Source organism: Pseudomonas alkylphenolica, from assembly GCF_004025535.1.
Lineage (GTDB): Bacteria > Pseudomonadota > Gammaproteobacteria > Pseudomonadales > Pseudomonadaceae > Aquipseudomonas > Aquipseudomonas alkylphenolica_A.
This window is the reverse complement of the sequence record NZ_QJRG01000047.1, coordinates 94,169-112,549: the sequence shown is the minus strand read 5'-3', so window position 1 is coordinate 112,549 and position 18,381 is coordinate 94,169. Positions and strand designations below refer to the sequence as shown.

The following is an 18,381-nucleotide window of genomic DNA, read 5'->3' as shown; positions in this document are numbered from 1 at the left end:
TCTCGCCCTTATACCGGCATCTGCATGATGTCTTGATACGCCTGAACCAGCTTGTTACGCACCTGGGTCAAGGCTTGAAAGGAGACGGAGGCCTTCTGCGAGGCAATCATCACGTCGGTCAGATCGACACCGCTTTTGCCGATCTCGAATGCATTGGCCAACTGCGTGGAAGCCTGCTGGGTGTCGCTGACCTTGTTGATGGCCTGGCCCAGCATGTCGGCAAAGTTGCTCGAACCGAGCTCGGGCGCGGCTGCCGTTTTCGGCATCGACATGGCGTCCATTTGCATGGCCCGCATGTCCAACATCAATCGATTAAACTCAACACCTTGGCTCATGGACTTCTCTCTCCGACGGCCCGCATTTTTTTGACACTCACGCAGCGGATAGGCAGGACTTAGCAACAAAAGTGCCAGCTCTACCCATCACACCGACAAAAGCGCGAATATTCGTCCCCATCAACTGGCGTAGAGGCTGGCCTCGACATCCATGCCGGCGTCGCGCATTTGCGCCAGTTTGTAACGCAGGGTGCGCGGGCTGATACCCAGGCGCTCGGCGGCTTCCTTGCGCCGGCCTCGCTCGGATCGCAGGGTATCGATGATCATCTGGAACTCGTGACGCCGCATATCGCCACCCAGGCCGCTGGCCTCGGGCTGCGCTGGCGTCGACTGAACAATCGGGGCGGCAAAGGTCGGCATCGCACCGGCCAGACAAAAATCCGCCGCCTCGATCACGCCACCCTGCTGCAGGATCAGCGCGCGCTGCACGGCGTTGTCCAGCTCGCGCACATTGCCCGGCCAGGCATAGCCCTGCAGGCAGGCCCGGGCCTCGGGCGACAAACGAACCGCGGCGTGCTTCATTTTATTGACGTGACGCGCCAGCAAACGCTCGGCCAGCGGCAGAATGTCGGCGCTGCGCTCACGCAACGGCTTCCACGCCAGCGGAAACACCGACAGGCGATAGAACAGGTCTTCACGAAAACGCCCTGCCGCCACGTCGGCGGCCAGGTCACGGTTGGTGGTCGCCACCACGCGAATATCCAGGGCAATCGGTTTGCGCCCACCTACCCGCTCCACCTCCCGCTCCTGCAACACGCGCAGCAGTTTGGCCTGCAAGCCCAGGGGCATTTCGGAGATTTCATCGAGCAACAGCGTGCCACCATCGGCTTGCTCGAACTTGCCCGCCTGAGCGGCGATAGCACCCGTGAACGAGCCCTTCTCATGCCCGAACAGCGTCGCCTCCAGCATGTTGTCCGGAATCGCCGCACAGTTGATGGCCACGAAGGGCTGACTGGCACGCGTGGACTGCTGATGAATGTAGCGCGCCAGCACCTCTTTACCGGTGCCCGACTCACCCGAAATCAGCACCGTGGAATCGCTGCGCGCTACCCGCGCGGCCAGCTCCAGCAATTGCGCGCTGGCCGGCTCACAGGCCACAGGCCCCTCATCCGCTGCGGCGGCCACCAACCCAAAGGCATGACGCGCAACCAGATCCAGCAAGGCCCGGGGCTCGAACGGTTTGACCAGATAATCCACCGCCCCTTGGCGCATCGCTTCAACTGCACGCTCAACGGCAGCATGTGCGGTCATCAGCAGCACCGGCAGTTGCGGCTGCCGCGCACGCAATAACGCCAACAGTTGATGCCCGTCCATGCCGGGCATATTGACGTCGCTTACGACCAGGCTGAACGCTTGCGCAGCAACGGCCTGCAATGCCTCTTCAGCCGACCCCACCGCCTGATAGTCAAAGCCGCCCAGCTCGAGGGTGTCACCCAAGGCTTGACGCAGTGCCCGATCGTCCTCGACCAGCAGCACTTTGATTGCCTTCATTGCTCACTCTCCATTTTCATTACGTCGATCAACGGCAACGTGACCAACGCACACGTACCACGGCCCGGCCGTGATCGTAATTGCAAGGCACCCTGATGGGCCCGCGCCACCGCATTGACCACCGCCAGCCCGAGGCCGGTGCCGGTCGGCTTGGTGGTCAGGAAGGGTTCCCCGAGCCGCGCCAGCAACGCACTGTCGATACCGGCACCGGCATCACTGATGCACAGGCGCAGGACCTGACCACGGCGGTACAGGTGCACCTTCAGGCGAACCGGCTCGCTGCTGGCCTGCAACGCGTTTTCCACCAGATTCAGCAAAGCACCGACCAGGGTGTCACGGTTGCACAGCAGCTCGCCCAGATGGCTGTCGCACTGCCAACGCACCGCGTGCCCCTGAACATGAACCTGAGCCGCCTGTTGCAGCGACTGAAACAGCGCCTTGGGCGTGATCCGGTCGGTCAACGGCAACTCACCGCGGGCAAACACCAGCATGTCGCGCACCTGATGCTCCAGTTCGTGCAGGCGCTCCTTGAGGTTGCCGGCGAAGCGCTGCTGAGTTTCCAGCGGCAGGCTCTGCTCGGCCAGATGGCTGGCGTACAACAGTGCCGCCGACAACGGCGTGCGAATCTGATGCGCCAGCGAAGCAACCATCCGGCCCAGCGACGACAAGCGTTCATGGCGGGCCAATTGACCCTGCAGACGACGGGTTTCGGTAAGGTCATTGAGCAGCACCAGCTGCCCCGGTTCGGCATCCAGCGAACGCGTGGCGATCGACAGGCGACGCCCGTCGCGCAGTGACACTTCGTGACCATCGTCTTCACGCGGAGCAAAACTGCGGGCAATCACCTGACGCCACAACTCGCCTACCAGCGGCTCCCCCAACAGCTCACAGGCGGCAGGATTCGCCTCGCGCACACGGCCACTGCCATCAATGACGATGACGCCACCGGGCAACAGGTCGAGCAGGTTTTGCAGACGATTGGCCAAACGCTCCTTCTCGGCCAGTTCAGCCATACGCTGGGCGCTGACCACCGCCAGTTCACCCTTGAGCTCGGTGACCCGCGCCTCAAGCAGGCTGTAGGATTCGCTCAGCTGATTGGAAACCTGGTCGAACATGGCAAAGGCCTGCTCCAACCCGAGACGGCTTTCCTGTTCGGCGGCGTTCTGCCCCTTCGAATCAGGGACACAGGAGATGGGGGCGGCCTGGGGCATCGTGCTCTCTCGCGTGACTGACCGTCATAAAACGGTATGGTGTCTGCGTAGTAGCAATAGCCGTGCCGAATAGTGCGAGGCGGGTAGTGTCGGGTACCGCAGAGTAACGGCAAACACCGATGGGGCGGGCGTTACAGCCCTTGAAAAGATAGGGGTATTTCCATGACGGGAGCATCCCTGCGCTCCGTCACGGTGAGACAGGCGTCAATCCTCCGCCTGTTCGTCTCCATCACGACGGCTCATGCCGTACTTGCGCATTTTCTCCACCAGCGTCGTGCGGCGGATACGCAAACGCTCGGCTGCGCGGGCGACGATACCGTTGGCATCATCCAGCGCCTGCTGGATAAGCCCTTGCTCAAGGCCACCGAGGTAGTCCTTGAGGTCCAGCCCCTCAGGTGGAAGCATGGCGTGCGTGGCAAAACCCGGCGAGCTGCCATTGATGGCCACACGCTCTTCCAGGTCCGAACGCAGGCTGTCGACCAGATGTTCGTCTTCGTCATCGACGTAGCGAAATTTTTTCGGCAGTTCCGACACCCCGATCACCCCATACGGATGCATGATCGCCATGCGCTCCACGAGGTTGGCCAGCTCACGGACGTTGCCCGGCCACCCATGGCGGCACAGCGACATGATCGCCGCCGAGTTGAAACGGATCGACCCGCGCTTTTCGTGCTCCATGCGCGAAATCAGTTCGTTCATCAGCAGCGGGATATCCTCGACACGCTCGCGCAGCGGAGCCATCTCGATCGGGAAGACGTTAAGGCGGTAGTAAAGGTCTTCGCGGAAGGTACCCGCCTCGATCATGCTCTCGAGGTTCTTGTGGGTCGCGGCGATGATGCGTACGTCGATGCCCTGGGTCTTGTTGCTGCCGACCCGCTCGAACGTCCGCTCCTGCAGCACACGCAACAGCTTGACCTGCATCGGCAGGGGCATGTCGCCGATTTCGTCGAGGAACAGCGTGCCGCCGTTGGCCAGCTCGAAGCGCCCGGCACGGCTGGTGATTGCACCGGTGAAGGCACCTTTTTCGTGACCGAATAGTTCGCTTTCCAGCAACTCGGCCGGGATCGCGCCGCAGTTGACCGGCACGAACGGCGCTTCGCGACGCTTGGAGTGATAGTGCAGGTTACGCGCCACTACTTCCTTGCCGGTACCGGACTCGCCAAGGATCAATACGCTGGCGTCGGTATCGGCCACTTGCTGCATCATCTGCCGCACGTGCTGAATGGCACGGCTGGTGCCGACCAGGCTGCGGAACAGGTTCGGTTCGCGCTGGCGACCGCGCTCGCGAGCCTGGTCGTACATCTCGCGATAGACCTGGGCGCGATGCAGCGAATCGAGCAACTTGCTGTAGCTCGGCGGCATTTCGAGGTTGGACAGTACGCGGCGACGTAGCTCTTCCGGAAGCTCGGCTGAAGAAATTTCACCTAAAAGCAAAACTGGAAGGAACTCATCCCACGCAGCCACTGTCTTAAGCACGCTCAACAGACTTGCCGGAGCATTTACGGTCCCGATCAGGACACACAGTACTTCACGACTGGATGACAACGATTCGACAGCCTGCTGCCAGTCTTGGCTTGAGCAGGTAAGATTTTCTTCGCCGAGAAAATTGAGTACCACCGCCAGGTCGCGGCGGCGAACGCTATCGTCATCGATCAGCAAAATTTTGGTTTCACGCCACATGCAATAGCAACTTCCCTAGTCATCTCGGCGCCCCGTAAAGGGCTTGCTCGACATCATTCCGACTGAACGATCAGTGTTCGGACGTCTGAATTGTGAAAACAGCCACTAGTTAAGTCAAAAAACCGCACAGAGTCAAATTTATGGCGCTCTGTTTCTGGTTTCGCCCAGCGTCAGCTGAACAAATGGTATACCTTTGCCGCGTTTTTCGCTTGTCGGAACTGCGTCATCTCGTTGACTATTGTTTGACGCTCGTCACTTGCAACCGCAATTAATTGTCGATAGACGCCGAGCAACTCCTCAAGGCTGCTACGCAGCACCGCTTCGTTGACCGACGCTTCCCCCAATACATCGTCGACACACAACCTGATGCTGGTATCGAGCTCGCTGATCGCCTCCCAGTCGCGACTGGCCAGGGCACCCAGCAATGCTGCGCGGGTTTGTTCGATACGCTCGAGCACGACACTCATCACAACCTCCTAGATATCGGCGGGTTGATCGCCAATTGCGTCCCAGCCTTCCTTGACAGTAATCAGCAACCGGGCGACCTCATTGAGGATCTCCGGGTCATTCTGCACATTCGCCTCGACCAGGCGCTTGCTCATGTAGGCGTACAGATTGTCCAGATCGGTCAGCGTGTCTGCATGGTTGTCCAGATCCAGCCCCTCACGCAGGCCACCAACAATGCCAATGGCCTTGCCGATCAAAATGCCGCGCTGGGCAATGTCGTTACGCGCCATGGCGCCCTTAGCCTGGGCAATGCGGTCAAGGCCGCCCTGCATCAGCATTTGCACCAGACGATGGGGGCTGGCCTCAGAGGTCTGGGCCACGCCATTGACTTTCTGGTACTGCCGAAGGGCCAACATAGGGTTCATGTTCTACCTCGTCACAACTAAAAGGTTTCGTATACCGCTTATATCGCCTGCGCGTCAAAAAACTTTAAGGCAAAAGAAAAAGCCCGGCGCATCAGAGAGACGCTGCCGGGCTTTTGGCGTACTACGCGGTCAGGACTTTTTGGCCTGCGCGTTGATCGCGTCGAAGAACGAGGTGATCTGATCCGCTTGAGCCTTCATTTTGCCCAGCGCCGTATCCAGCGCTACGTACTTCCTGGTCAGCGATTCGGTCAGCGACTCGGTACGACGATCCAGCGCCTCTTGCTGATCGCTCAACGCCTTGGCGGTCTTGTCCAGGTTGGTCTTGCGCGAGGCCAGGCTGCCATCGGTGGCGTTGTAAGGGTCGATCGCCTTGTTCATGCGCTCGAAAATACCGTTGGTCCCGGTGAACAGCTCCTGAACTTCAGGACCGAGCTTTTTGTCGTTCATCGCAGCATCGAACTTGGTACTGTTGAACTCCAGCGTACCGTCCTTCTGGGTGTTGATACCCAGCTGGCTCAACGTGGTCAGCTGGTCGCCGGCACCCACTTCGGTCAGCACCTTGCGCACATCACCCAGCAGTGAGCGGGTGGTCGGGTCGTTGGTCAGCGACCCCAGCACCAGGTTGTCGTTCTCGTCACGGCTGGTGGCCGTCAGCGTGGTGATCGCTTTTTGCAGCGTGTTATAGGCATCGACGAAGCTCTGGATCGAGGTTTTCAGGCCGTCGTTGTTGGCCGTCACACTGACCTTGGTGCCCGCACCACCGGCAGGGGTAGCGGAGACCAGGTCGAAGGTCAGGCCGCTGATCGCGTTGCTGATGGTGTTGCTCGCGCTATTGACCACCAACCCGTCGATGGTCAGTTCGGCATCCTGAGTCTTGGCCGTGATGTAACCGGCACCTTCAGTTGCCATGGATTTGGTGCCATCGATTTCAAGCTCGGGAATGCCCGTCAGCTTGAGGTCCGTGTTCGCACCTGTGGTGGTGGACGACAGCACCAGACGGGTACCATCCTTACCGGTAACAATGTTGGCACTGATGCCGTTGGCGCCCATCTCTTTGTTGATCTGATCACGCACGCTTTGCAGCGTGGCGCCATCACCGATGGTGAGCTTGTAACTTTTGGTGCCCTGACCGATGGTCAGCTCACCCGCAGTGATCGACTTGGCTGCACCCTCGGTATAAGCCTGGCTGGCCACTTTCGAGCTGGTTGCCAGCTGGTTGACCTTGATGTCGTACTCACCTGCGACGGCAGTGTTGCCGGAGGTGACCTTGATCACTGCATCGTTGGCAGACTTCGCCGCAAAGGCGTTGAACGACGGCGCATCTTTGTCGTTGAGTTTTTTCATGGCGTCTTGATACGCCGTGAGGGCACTGCGCAGCGCACCAATCCCGGAGATCATCGCACTGTTGTTACTGGTCTGGCGGGTGATCTGCGCCTGCTTGGCGGCGGTATCAGACTGGACCAGCGCCTTGACGATCCCGGAAATATCGAGACCGGAACCCAGGCCAGTGGAGGAAGTAATCGGGCTTGCCATGCTGTTGTCCCTCTCATCGTTGCGTCAGGCCCTATCCTGCAAGCCCGACATCAAACACCACAAAACTGTTCGCCGCCCGGTCAGACCTTGGCGTCGAAAAGAATACTGTTTACATCGCTCAAACTGTTGGCGATTCGCAGTGCCTCTTCCGAGGGAATCTGGCGAATCAGCTCGCCGGTATCGCTGGCGAGAACCCTGACGACGATTTTGCCGGAATCTTCATCGGTGGAGAATTCCAGATTCCGTCGCGTCGCATTCAGGAATTTTTCGATTTCCGAGACGGCACTCTTGACCTTATCGACGTCCCCGCTCGACTGCAAGCCAGGCTTGTCGTTGTCACCGGACGCCTCGGCCAACCGGTTAACCGGCTTATCCGCAACCTGTTCGGCCGCACGCGCAGCCGGGTAAGACAGGTTCATTTTGACACTCATGTCCATGTCCACCACCTCAGAATGAAAAGGCGGGGAAGTGCCTCAAGTGCACTCCCCCGCCGAAAACCATCAGGCAGATTAGCCCAGCAGTTTCAGAACTGCCGATGGCAGCTGGTTGGCTTGAGCCAGAACCGAAGTCGATGCTTGCTGCAGAGTCTGCTGCTTGGTCAGCTGAGCAGTTTCAGCAGCGAAGTCGGTGTCCTGTACACGGCCACGAGCGGCTTCGGCGTTCTCGTTGATGTTTTGCAGGTTGTTGATGGTGCTGGTCAGACGGTTCTGGTTGGCACCCAGGTCAGCACGCGAGGCGTTGATTGCGGCCAGCGCGTCGTCGATAGCGCTGACAGCAGCGGTGAAGGTCTGTTCAGCGGCGGTGGTGTTGGCACCGGTGATGCTCTTGCCAGCCAGGCCGGTCAGGGCTGCGCCAGTACCGGTGGTTTTCATGGCAGCGCTGAGGCTGATGGTGATCTGGTTGCTGGTGCCGGAGTTGGAGCCGACCTGGAAGGTCATGGCGCCAGCAGTACCGTCCAGCAGGTTCTTGCCGTTCAGCTGGGTGCTGTCAGCAATACGGTCGATCTCTTTCAGCATCGACTGGAATTCTTTGTCCAGGGCGTCACGGTCGGTCTGGCTGTTGGAGTCGTTTCGGGACTGAACGGCCAGTTCACGCATACGCTGCAGAATGTTGGTCTGCTCTTGCATCGCGCCTTCAGCGGTCTGGGCGATGGAGATACCGTCGTTGGCGTTTTTGATTGCCATGGTTTGACCACGGATCTGCGAGGTCATGCGGGTAGCGATCTGCAGGCCGGCGGCGTCGTCTTTGGCGCTGTTGATTTTCAGGCCCGAAGACAGACGAGTCATCGAAGTGCTCAGAGCGTCGGTAGCACGGTTCAGGTTCTTCTGAACGCCCAGGGAGGTAGTGTTAGTGTTTACAGTCAAAGCCATGACGAATTCCTCGTTGGATGGGTACTACGGCTTCCGGCCTTGGCAATTCGCCGGGTGTGGCACAGAGAACCTTCGTAATAGTTATCGTCGTCAGGGCGGGTTGCTTTAGGGAGTTTTCAAAAAAAATTACTGGCCACCTGCCAGCCCAATGAAATCAAGGCGTTGACGCCAATTATCAGGCAGGCCATACAGCAGCCGGAAACAAAAACGCCGCCCGGGAGGGGCGGCGTTTTCGGTTTGACGCGTAGGCTTCAGTCGCGACGCTCGATGATCGCCGAACCCCAGGACAGCCCCACGCCAAAACCACTGAGCGCGACGCGCTTGCACTGGGAACCGAGCACGTGCTTTTCCAGAAGCAAAGGAATGCTCGACGACACGGTATTACCAGTCTCGACCATGTCCTTCACGAACTTCGCCTTGTGCTCGCCCTCATCGAAACGCGCCGACACCGCATCGACAATCGCCGCGCTGCCTTGGTGCAGGCAGTACAGATCGATGTCTTCGGCCTGCAACTGGCTGGCTTCAAGCAACAGATGCAGGTGAGCTGGCACCTTGACCAGGGCAAAGTTGTAGACCTGGCGACCGTTCATGAAGAACTTGCCATCGGTGGTACGCAAATGCTCGGCACCGGCGCCATCACTGCCAAACAGTGATTTGCCAAGCTGCCAGGCTGCATCTTCGCCCATCCAGGTCGCGGTTGCCGCGTCACCGAACAACATGGTGGTGTTGCGGTCTTCGGGATCGACAATCTTCGAATAAGGATCAGCGGTGATCAGCAAGCCATTCTTCAGGCCCGCTGCCTCCATGAAGCCTTTCAAGGCATAGAGGCCATACACATAGCCCGAGCAGCCCAGAGAGATGTCAAAGGCAGCAATATGGGTGGGCAAGCCAAGCTTGTCCTGAACAATCGCGGCGGTGTGCGGCAACCCTTCGGCATCGCCGTTCTGGGTGACGACGATCACGGCCTGTATAGAGGCCGGGTCCAGCGACGGATTGGCAGCGAACAGATTGCGGACCGCTTCGACACACAGGTCGGAGGTTTCCTGGCTAGCGTCCTTGCGCGGCAAGAAGGTAGAACCGATCTTGCCGAAGATGAAATCCTGGTCCTTGCCGAATTTCGCGCCCTGGGCATAGTTGTCTATCCCTTCAGTAGGCACGTAACTGGCGATGCTTTTAATGCCAATCATATGGCTTCCCAATTCAATAACAGCGAAATACCCACTGCGACTACAACGACAAGCAGCCAGACGAACGGGGCACCCCCTTCTCTGACCGTTTCTCCAGGCGCGACGCAGCAGTTCCCGGTTTCGACAATATACAGTGAAGATGCGCGTTCTGACTCTCGAGTCACGCGCTTTTTGTCGATTCGCTACAGGCCACCGGCACCACCGGGTTTAGGCGCATATTTTGCTTACGGACAAGCCTGCATCCCATTCGGGCGCCTCCTCCGGTTTCTCCCGCTACCGCCGCACGCAAAAATCAGGCGCTATTCATAGCGCCTGTGATGTCGACTACCTGCCTGCCTCGCACTGGCGATCAATTGGCCAGCCAGGCGAGCCGCCAATCTTCCAGCCTTTGCCCTTGCAGCAGCCAGTCGCTACGCACGATTGTCTGCTGGGCGTTGCCCAGGGCCGCAGAAGCATCAAGGTCCTCCAGATGCTGGCGGATAGCCCGGACCCAATCAGCGGCCTGATTGTTCACCCGCGACAACGGCAACGAGTCGCCACCGGCAAATCCCGCCACCCGGCTACAGATGACCGATTGACCGCATGCGGCATGCTGGAGCACCCGTATATCGCCGGAGCACCCGTTGACGAGGGTTTCAGCCATCGGGACCAGGGCAATGTCCAGATTCAGGGCAGCCAGATCGACCCCCATGTAATGCGGATCCACGGTTGTGTGATGTTCCTTCAGGTAGGGCCTCAAGGCGACAGGGCAATCGCCCAGGACCACCCACTCGACTTCGCCCGCCAGCATCGGCACAACCTCGGCAAGCAAGTACGCATCAGCGCAGCCCAGCCACCCCACACGCGGCTTCTCCCCCAACCGTCGAGCCCCTTGCAGGCGCCCCCACGAGGGGTGCAGCGCGTTCTCCAGAACCTGTACTTCATCGTGCTGGGCCCGCACCATCTCCGCCAACGCTGCAGTTGCAACCAAGACCCGGTCAGCCTGCATTACCCCAAAGCGGATGCGCTGCTCAAGATCCTCGGCAGAACGCACCTGCCCATCGTCGATATCGAGCACATAACGGTCCAGATCGTAGACTTTGAATGCTTGCGAAAACGCCCGCAGGCGACGCAGTGCCAGTAGCCCGGAGTCTTCCAGTGGACGCTGCAGTACGATGCTTGAAGGATTGAAGCGTTCTATCTCCACCGGCGACAACGTCCCGGCGATCACCGCGCCATCGATACTCCCTGCGCCACGCAAAGCTGCCATAGGCCCCAGCAGACGCGAACTTACCGCTCCACTCTGATCGTCAGCGCAGGCAAGTACGGTAGGTACCAACCCCCGCAGTGGCCGCCAGCTCATGTCCCCCCCCTGAACGGCAAACTCCTCGCCAGCACGCAGCGAGAAGTTGACGTTGTACGCGGGGTCACGCGCCAGCTGCGGTAACCAGCGCGCATACAATGCGTCCTCTTGGTCGGCGCTGACCGGCGCGTCCTGAGAGGTTTCCAGCAAAAGCCGGGCATGGGGCGTCCACACGTTCAGGTAACCGGCCTGAAGCAGCTTGAGGCACAAGTCCACAGCCACCCAGCGAGAAAACAGCGGGGCAATGTCGAAGCCACCGAACTCGATGAACAGCGAGCGGCGCACCATGAGGCATTCGCCCCCGACCGCCGAGCAGTCCTGCTCCAGCCCAAGGCGCCCCATGTACCCGGCATCCTGCGTGGACCGCCCCTCGAAGGCACGTCCCACCCCGCCCCCCAGCCCCAGTACCAGAGCAGCCTGGCGAACCGTACTGTCCCGGCTCACCAGTTTGCAACCAACGGCGCCCACCTCCGGACGCTGTGCATGATTGAGCAACACCTGCAGCCAGTCACCATCGAGCACGGCGCTGCCGGCATCCAGCCACAGCAGATAGTCGCCCCGCGCCTCCTGCGCTGCCGCGTTGCACATCGCGGCCCGTGTGTGACCGGGTTCAAAGCGCAGGATATTGAAGCGCCCTCCCCCCATTTGCCCGACCATTGCAAGCCAGTCCAGCAGCAAAGGATCATCACCGCCCGGCTCAACCAGCAACACCTCGTAGTGGCCATGGGTCGTCTGCGCCAGCAAGCTCTCCAGGCAACGCTGGAAGTCCAGCAACTGCCCTTCGAGGAAGATGACGATACTGACCAACGCCTGCTGCTGGAGCCCGTAGTCGATACGGTATCGCCCCGGCGCCGCGGCCAACGGTAGCGCTCGGGCATCAGAATATCCACGGCCTTGCAGATGCGCTTCGATGACCGCGCATTCGTCGGCACAGGCCTGCAACCGCAGGGTATTACCGATCAGCAACGGCTCGCTGACATGACCGACACATCCCAGCCCACGCTCACTGATCAAACGCAGCTGGAAGTCGAGCTCGAACGCTCGGCCACCCGCCTCGCTGAAGCCACCAAGCTGGCGCCAGGTATCGCATCGGTACAACCAATGTCGCGACAGGTAGCCCGGGAAGGCCAACAGCAGGTCCAGATTCAAGTCCGGTCGCAATGCGGTATCAACGACGCCCTGCGCCTGGCACAACGCTTCATCCGCATAGACAGCCAGACAATCCACGGGCAGCCTGGTCAACTCCAGCGCTGTCAGCAACAAGCCGCTGGCGGTAAATTCGCTGCCGGCATTTACCAACATGAACCAATCACTATCGCCCCCACGCAGACAGGCTTCGATCGCAAGAACCACCTGCTCAGGATTGCACTGCAACCATTGAACGGTGCTCAGCCCCGGGTTATCCCGACCCAGCACGCAAACCTTGACATCCGGACACAGGCCACGCTTCAGGCTGTCCAGGGTGATTGCCAGCGCTGCGGGGTCACCGTGATCGACCACCAGCACAGAAAAACGCGCAGCCGGGGCATTTGCCAGTTGATGCTCGATAACCCGCATCTGTTGCGGCTGTGGATAACGCTGCCGCAGCCAATCCCGCACCCCCAGCCGGTTGCCCACAACCTCACGACAGGCAGATGCCTGGGTCTTGGCGATGAAAACGTCCAGTTGACTCCAGAATGGTGCGGTTCGCTCGACGTAGCGTTGCAACGCACCTTCTAGGCCGGCCTGGGCATGAGCCAGCGCATCCTCGCGATCCAGCATGGCAAAGCCACTGCTGCCGACAAAGCTGGCATCGAGAAATGCCTGATCAATGCCATGCCCGGGAATGAAGATGACCGGGCAACCGCAGAGCACCGCGATTACGCAGGTCATCGACCACTCATGGGTGTACATCACCTCTGCCTGTTGAAGCAGCTGCGCCAGCTCTGGCAACGTCAGGGCATTGGCCATGCTCAGCAAGCGAACATCCGCCGGCAGTATCGAATAATCTATGGCGTCGAGAGGAAAGCGATTCTGGTAGAGGTAACGGCCTTCACGCCGACCCGACGGTTGTCCGCTACAGAACAGATCAACATCGATGGTGGGCAGGCACAGCAAATCACCGTCCGGGTGACCATGATCTTCGGCGATCAATTTGCCCGAGTAGAACAGCAGATCGCTGGGAGCAGCCTCCATACCCCGGCCAGTGATGAACCCTTCGAAGTTCAACAGGAAACGCGCCACCACTGAACAGTTGTACGGATTGCCCGTGGTGACTTCCGGATAGACCGCAATCGGCACCCGACCCGCCTGCTTGTGACGCTGGCGGGCTTCGTCGTCAAGCAACGGTGTCTTCAACTCCGGGTTCACCACCTTGCCGCCACAGATGTAGGCCTCTCGTCCATTCAGGTTGAGCAGGTGGCAAAGGTAATGGAGCGAGGCGACCCCCGATGAAGTCTCCCGGTAACCCGGCGCCATGATGTAGTAAGGGTGCTCCGGCCGGGCATACATCAGTCGGAGACGCTTCATGGCCTGCTCCAGGCCCGCGCCAGCCTGTACAGAATTCAACATGGGGTGAAACTCCAGAAATCAGCTGAACAATCGCCGAGCCCAAGGCACTCAAGCCTCCCGGGCACCTGCGAAGAATTGGAAGATGGCTGCACACACCTGAGCGACCTGGCGCAGGCTCATGTCGGAATAAAGCGGCAGGCGCACCAGGCATGCAGAAACCTCCTGCGTGACAGGCAAGTCACCGACGCTGCGTGAGTAACGCAATCCGGCAGGCGAATCATGCAAGGGGACGTAATGGAACACGGCATAAATGCCCCGCTCGCGAAGATGCTCGATCAGCTCGCCGCGCTCTTTGTTACTGCGCATCAGCAGATAGAAGATATGCGCATTGGCCGGCTTGCCGCCCTGGGCCCGAGGCAGGGTGAAACAACCATCTGCTTCAAGCGTCGCCAACTGATGGTAATAGGACTCGTACAACGAGCGGCGGTGTGTATTGATGCTCTCTCCCTGCTCCAGCTGGGCATACAGGAAAGCAGCCGTCAGCTCGCTAGGCAAGAATGAAGAGCCCACGTCGACCCAGGTGTACTTGCTCACTTCCCCGCGGGAAAAGGCTTTGCGGTTGGTGCCTTTCTGCCAGATGATCTCGGCCCGCTCGATCAGCTTGGGATCATTGATGAGCAGCGCCCCACCCTCACCGCTGATCACGTTTTTCGTTTCGTGAAAACTCAGGCAACCGAGATGCCCTATGGTCCCCAGCGCACGGGTTTTCTCCCTGGCGAGGATCGCCTGGGCGGCGTCCTCGATAAGAATCAGCCCGTGCTTGTCGCACAGGCGTAGCAGGGCATCCATGTCACAAGGCTGGCCTGCGTAATGCACCGCGACGATCGCCTTGGTCTTCTCGGTGATTGCCGCCTCCACCAGGCGCTCGTCCAAGTTCAGCGTATCCTTGCGTACATCTACAAACACCGGAACCGCGCCACGCAAGACAAAGGCGTTTGCCGTGGATACGAAGGTAAACGACGGCATGATGACTTCATCGCCCGGCCCGATGTCCGCCAGGATCGCGGCCATCTCGAGGGCCGCCGTACACGAATGCGTCAGCAAAGCCCTGGGGCACCCCAGGTTGTCCTCCAGCCATTCCTGGCATAAGCGCGTGAATTGCCCATCACCGGCGATACCGCCATTCATCACCGCCTGCGCGATATAGAACAGTTCTTTGCCGACGACAAAAGGCTTATTGAAAGGAATGATCTGATTGCTCACTTTCGTGACTCCGGCGCTCGGGCTTCAGGCAAAATCCGACAGTGAAAGGTAACCACCCAGCAGCGCGTCCAGGAAATCCACCTGAACGCTCTGCTCGAGCCCGTGCTTGTCGAAAAAGGCACGCGCACGCTGGTAGTAGTAATTCTCCAGCGCCTGGTCGGCATCGGTGTGTCCGGCATCGAAGCCGTGCTGCGACAACGCCGAACATTTGACCGCCGCATACTTGCGACAGCACGCCTCCACCGACTGGTCCAGCCATGCACTGCGTTGTGGTCGAGTGAAGTGGAAGTACTCCCTGGCTTGTGTCGAGATCGACTGGTCGAGCAGCAATGCCGCCAGGTTGTCCGCCAGCCAAGGCGCAAAATGGTAGCCATCCCTGCGGGTGCCGGAAGCAATGAAGGTGTTGTCGTTGAGCTGGCCGATAACCGGATAGCCATCAAGGCTGAGCGGACGATAGCCGAAGTTGTAGCGGATGAACCCACTGGTGCGGTGCAGGTGGTTGACCTGGTTGATCGCACCGTTAATCAGCGCCGCCACCGATTCTGCACGCGGGAACTGCTCATCGGCGGTGGTCACCAGGTTGGTGGCCCCGACGACGAACTGATCGTCCTGATAGGGAGCATGGTAGATGCCACAGGCGCCGCCACGGTTGGGAGTACGCAAAACATAGCGGCCCTTGATACCGGGGTTCTTCAACACCACAGTCGCGCCGACGCCATTGATTATCCGGATGCAGCCTTCTTCGTCCCACAAGCGCGTGGCCATACTGCCGTTGGCCAGCACGACACGCTCCGCACCCAGCACGCGCCCGTCTTCCAGGGTCACGCCACGGGTGCGACCGTTGACCTTGTCCAACGCTTTCACCACGCCATCGACAAAACGCACACCGCGTTTTTCCAGCGTTGCCTGCAGCGCACGGATCACACCATCCGGATTCAGCACGCCCTCGCGCGGCAGGAACAGCGCCTGACGGGTACGATAGCTCGCGCCTGGCACATAGGCAGGTTCAAGGTGTGGGTCGACACGCTCGTACGGCTCGGCGAATTCGTCAAGGTATCCGGCGATCGCATCGAACGCAGCATCCTCGAAGCTGTTGGAGGCGTTGTTGTTCACCAGCACGGTACCCAGGCGATAGTACTCGGCGGGAATATCGAACTCTTCGACAAAGTTCTCCCACAGACGGGCTGATGCCTGGCTCAACTCGAATTTCAGACGGTCACGCGGTTGATCGAGTGCGCCCGGCTCAAGCTCGGCAAAGGAGTTGAGCATGGCCGCAGCGGCCATGGAAGCGCTGTTAGGGCGCGCAGCCGGACCCACCACCTGGATGCGCTCACCCGGCACACTACGCGAGAGGCCGGCGGCGATAGCCAGGGCGACCATGCCATTGCCAACGATCAGAAACATGGAGAGCTCCTTACAGCAGCTTGACGATGCACAGTGACGGGTAGGTTTCCGAGCGTTTGATCTCGTGACGCACTTTCCCCAGTATCTCCGCGACGTAGGCATAGCCCTCGCCCGGCAGGAAGTCGCGCTGCAACTGGAAGAACACCAGCAGCGAGCCAGGCACGCAGCGTGGCAGAATCTGCTCCAGGGCAAAGCGGGTCGGCCCCTCCAGGTTCATGTCAAAGAAAGCGAGGGCCACCAGCAAGTTGCGTTGCAGCTCGATGAACTGTGGCAAGGTGTCCTTGATATCGCCTTCCACCACCTGATGCCCGCCTGATACTTGCGGCAAGGCATTGATACCTTCATGAAGGGCCAGCAGGTGACGCAGGTAATCCGCATAGCCATTGCCGGTGTCATAGCACCCGTCCTGAAAATGCGCGTTGGCAATCTGCCCGTCGCCGGTATGGGATTTGTAGCCGGCAAAGGTGTCGAACGCCGCGATCCGGCGCTGCTTGTTGAAGGGTTCAAAGATCGCCCGAAGGTTCTCACAGAGCACGGCGTTCTGCCCGCGCCACGTACCGAAGTCCAGTACCGAACCAGGCAACCGGACAATTTCACGATAAAGATCGGAAACCGCCAGCATCCGCGCCAATGAGGCGGAGCGGATGAACAAACCGAGGTTGCGCTCTTTTTCGGCATCATCCAGAGGCGCATTATGGAAAGCCAGCCAGAGCTGCTCACGGGCTTCGAGCTGGCCATCGCTGGACTGTGTGACGGAGGTGGAACCGCTTTTGAGCATAGTGTTTTCCAGGAGACAGAGTGATCGGACAGTTCGTCAGGACGCCTTGCGCACAAGCAAGGTGAACTCGTACAAACCATAATCGTGCAAGAGTGCCACCTCTCTGGAGTAGTTCCTTTTGCACAGATCAAAGTAGAAGCACGGATCACCGTAATAGAGGTAATCACGCATGAAAGGAGGGTCTGAATAAGAGGTCAGGCAATTGAACGCAAAGCCTTTGCGACTGCAGGCATCCATGCTGCGCAGCACGTCGCCGATATAAGCCTCCCAGGCTTCACGCGGGGTATCCTGACAGACATTGAAGATGCCGCTGGCCACCGCATAATCCGCTGTGCATGAGGCACGTTCGGCCACCTCGAAGCGCACCGCATCGTTGGCCGGATGCTGTTGACGGGCTGCCGCGATCATCTGGTCCGAGAGGTCGTAGCCATGGTAGTCGACCGCCAGGCCACGCTCACGCATCCACGTCAGCAGCGCACCATAACCACAACCAACATCGATCAGGCTGAACCCTTCCTGCTGCTCATTGGCAGGCACCAGTTTGAGCAACTGGGCAAACCGCAGTTGCTGCGATGCACTGCCGTTCCAGTCGACCCCCTCAGGGGTGGCACCATGTGCACGGACTCGCGATGAGTAATAGTGCGCCACGTCTTGCAAGATGTCCGTGCTCATGGACGTCGCTCCAGAAAAGTTGACGCATCGCTGCCCGTGTTGAACAACAGGTCAACGACGCTGACGGCATGCTCAAACTCGCCGAACAACTGTGGGTACTCGGGATAGCCCGCATAATTCATGTACGACACCTCGAGCCCGGCATTGGCAAAGGCCGTTTCGTCCAGATAGCAACTGGCCGCTGGCCCCGAGAGATACTCGGTGGCATCAAGTGCCTGGCATAGCTGGATCAGCCGTTCATTCTTGCCTTCGCTGTGGCCCAGATCCTCGGAGCGATACAGCGGTGTATGAATGTCGAGCAGCGCGCACAGACCGCGGATGAACATCGCGTTGATGCAGGAAAGGTTCTCGAGGCTGGCAGCCTGCTCGTAGAGGGCACGAACCGGTGCCTCCATCTGGGCAAAGCAAGCCGCTCGCCGATAATTCATCTCGATGGTCTTCCAGTGTTTGGCTGCCCAGTCCGGCTCACTGACCTGCACTTCATTGATCAACTGCTCATAACGGCCACGGTTCTTCACCGGGACACTCAACCAATGCTCTCCCTGGGCAGTCTTGATCTTGTTGCGATTACGCCAGTCACGCCGGGTGTACTGAACATCGTCATACAAGACAAATGCGTCGACGCTACGAATCAGATCGAAGTAGCCTTTCCAAGGTATGTAGTTCGACTGCACCACAGCCACTTTCTTCTGCATCCTGAGCCTCATGTTCACAACGGACACCTGGGCCTCTCACCTGTCAATAAATCGCCAC

General features: G+C 59.5%; 16 protein-coding genes. All 16 read right to left on the bottom strand.

Annotated elements, in window-relative coordinates:
- Positions 1-8: 8 nt before the first annotated feature.
- Positions 9-335, bottom strand: coding sequence for a flagellar hook-basal body complex protein FliE (fliE, locus tag DM813_RS15865; protein WP_128324343.1), 327 nt, complete (start codon positions 333-335; stop codon positions 9-11).
- A 120-nt stretch (positions 336-455) separates the two neighbouring features.
- Complete coding sequence (locus tag DM813_RS15860) at positions 456-1,826, bottom strand: sigma-54-dependent transcriptional regulator (RefSeq protein WP_128324342.1); 1,371 nt, start codon at positions 1,824-1,826, stop codon at positions 456-458.
- On the bottom strand, positions 1,823-3,037 hold the full coding sequence (locus DM813_RS15855; RefSeq protein ID WP_128324341.1) for a sensor histidine kinase: 1,215 nt from the start codon (positions 3,035-3,037) through the stop codon (positions 1,823-1,825). The genes DM813_RS15860 and DM813_RS15855 overlap by 4 nt, the downstream gene beginning before the upstream one ends.
- 204 nt (positions 3,038-3,241) lie before the next feature.
- The gene (gene fleQ / locus DM813_RS15850; RefSeq protein WP_128324340.1) at positions 3,242-4,717 is read right to left on the bottom strand and encodes a transcriptional regulator FleQ; all 1,476 of its coding nucleotides are present in this window, start codon (positions 4,715-4,717) and stop codon (positions 3,242-3,244) included.
- A 170-nt stretch (positions 4,718-4,887) separates the two neighbouring features.
- Entirely contained in the window at positions 4,888-5,184 is a 297-nt protein-coding gene (locus DM813_RS15845) for a flagellar protein FliT (protein ID WP_128324339.1), read from the bottom strand.
- Between the two features lie 9 nt (positions 5,185-5,193).
- Entirely contained in the window at positions 5,194-5,589 is a 396-nt protein-coding gene (gene fliS / locus DM813_RS15840) for a flagellar export chaperone FliS (protein ID WP_128324338.1), read from the bottom strand.
- Between the two features lie 129 nt (positions 5,590-5,718).
- The gene (fliD, locus tag DM813_RS15835) at positions 5,719-7,122 is read right to left on the bottom strand and encodes a flagellar filament capping protein FliD (RefSeq protein ID WP_128324337.1); all 1,404 of its coding nucleotides are present in this window, start codon (positions 7,120-7,122) and stop codon (positions 5,719-5,721) included.
- An 80-nt stretch (positions 7,123-7,202) separates the two neighbouring features.
- Entirely contained in the window at positions 7,203-7,559 is a 357-nt protein-coding gene (locus DM813_RS15830) for a flagellar protein FlaG (protein ID WP_128324336.1), read from the bottom strand.
- 72 nt (positions 7,560-7,631) lie between these two features.
- A complete protein-coding gene (locus DM813_RS15825; RefSeq protein ID WP_128324335.1) occupies positions 7,632-8,492 on the bottom strand; it encodes a flagellin domain-containing protein in 861 nt (286 codons plus the stop codon).
- 251 nt (positions 8,493-8,743) lie between these two features.
- Positions 8,744-9,679, bottom strand: a complete 936-nt coding sequence (locus tag DM813_RS15820; protein WP_128324334.1) for a ketoacyl-ACP synthase III — start codon at positions 9,677-9,679, stop codon at positions 8,744-8,746.
- Between the two features lie 349 nt (positions 9,680-10,028).
- Positions 10,029-13,529 (bottom strand): glycosyltransferase, encoded by a 3,501-nt coding sequence (locus DM813_RS15815; RefSeq protein WP_206617397.1) that lies wholly within the window; start codon positions 13,527-13,529, stop codon positions 10,029-10,031.
- A 90-nt stretch (positions 13,530-13,619) separates the two neighbouring features.
- Positions 13,620-14,774: a dTDP-4-amino-4,6-dideoxygalactose transaminase gene (gene rffA, locus DM813_RS15810; protein ID WP_128324332.1), complete on the bottom strand. Its 1,155-nt coding sequence runs from the start codon at positions 14,772-14,774 to the stop codon at positions 13,620-13,622.
- Positions 14,775-14,798: 24 nt separating this feature from the next.
- Positions 14,799-16,178, bottom strand: a complete 1,380-nt coding sequence (locus tag DM813_RS15805) for an NAD(P)/FAD-dependent oxidoreductase (protein ID WP_128324331.1) — start codon at positions 16,176-16,178, stop codon at positions 14,799-14,801.
- A 10-nt stretch (positions 16,179-16,188) separates the two neighbouring features.
- Complete coding sequence (locus DM813_RS15800; protein ID WP_128324330.1) at positions 16,189-16,956, bottom strand: hypothetical protein; 768 nt, start codon at positions 16,954-16,956, stop codon at positions 16,189-16,191.
- Between the two features lie 36 nt (positions 16,957-16,992).
- Entirely contained in the window at positions 16,993-17,628 is a 636-nt protein-coding gene (locus DM813_RS15795; RefSeq protein WP_128324329.1) for a class I SAM-dependent methyltransferase, read from the bottom strand.
- A complete protein-coding gene (locus DM813_RS15790) occupies positions 17,625-18,323 on the bottom strand; it encodes a WbqC family protein (protein WP_128324328.1) in 699 nt (232 codons plus the stop codon). The genes DM813_RS15795 and DM813_RS15790 overlap by 4 nt, the downstream gene beginning before the upstream one ends.
- Between the last annotated feature and the right edge of the window lie 58 nt (positions 18,324-18,381).

Excerpts from the sequence above, each read along its gene's own strand:
- fliE (WP_128324343.1), bottom strand. The coding sequence starts at position 335 with ATGAGCCAAGGTGTTGAGTTTAATCGATTGATGTTGGACATGCGGGCC.
- DM813_RS15860 (WP_128324342.1), bottom strand. The coding sequence starts at position 1,826 with ATGAAGGCAATCAAAGTGCTGCTGGTCGAGGACGATCGGGCACTGCGT.
- DM813_RS15855 (WP_128324341.1), bottom strand. The coding sequence starts at position 3,037 with ATGCCCCAGGCCGCCCCCATCTCCTGTGTCCCTGATTCGAAGGGGCAG.
- fleQ (WP_128324340.1), bottom strand. The coding sequence starts at position 4,717 with ATGTGGCGTGAAACCAAAATTTTGCTGATCGATGACGATAGCGTTCGC.
- DM813_RS15845 (WP_128324339.1), bottom strand. The coding sequence starts at position 5,184 with ATGAGTGTCGTGCTCGAGCGTATCGAACAAACCCGCGCAGCATTGCTG.
- fliS (WP_128324338.1), bottom strand. The coding sequence starts at position 5,589 with ATGAACCCTATGTTGGCCCTTCGGCAGTACCAGAAAGTCAATGGCGTG.
- fliD (WP_128324337.1), bottom strand. The coding sequence starts at position 7,122 with ATGGCAAGCCCGATTACTTCCTCCACTGGCCTGGGTTCCGGTCTCGAT.
- DM813_RS15830 (WP_128324336.1), bottom strand. The coding sequence starts at position 7,559 with ATGGACATGAGTGTCAAAATGAACCTGTCTTACCCGGCTGCGCGTGCG.
- DM813_RS15825 (WP_128324335.1), bottom strand. The coding sequence starts at position 8,492 with ATGGCTTTGACTGTAAACACTAACACTACCTCCCTGGGCGTTCAGAAG.
- DM813_RS15820 (WP_128324334.1), bottom strand. The coding sequence starts at position 9,679 with ATGATTGGCATTAAAAGCATCGCCAGTTACGTGCCTACTGAAGGGATA.
- DM813_RS15815 (WP_206617397.1), bottom strand. The coding sequence starts at position 13,529 with ATGAAGCGTCTCCGACTGATGTATGCCCGGCCGGAGCACCCTTACTAC.
- DM813_RS15805 (WP_128324331.1), bottom strand. The coding sequence starts at position 16,178 with ATGTTTCTGATCGTTGGCAATGGCATGGTCGCCCTGGCTATCGCCGCC.
- DM813_RS15800 (WP_128324330.1), bottom strand. The coding sequence starts at position 16,956 with ATGCTCAAAAGCGGTTCCACCTCCGTCACACAGTCCAGCGATGGCCAG.
- DM813_RS15795 (WP_128324329.1), bottom strand. The coding sequence starts at position 17,628 with ATGAGCACGGACATCTTGCAAGACGTGGCGCACTATTACTCATCGCGA.
- DM813_RS15790 (WP_128324328.1), bottom strand. The coding sequence starts at position 18,323 with ATGCAGAAGAAAGTGGCTGTGGTGCAGTCGAACTACATACCTTGGAAA.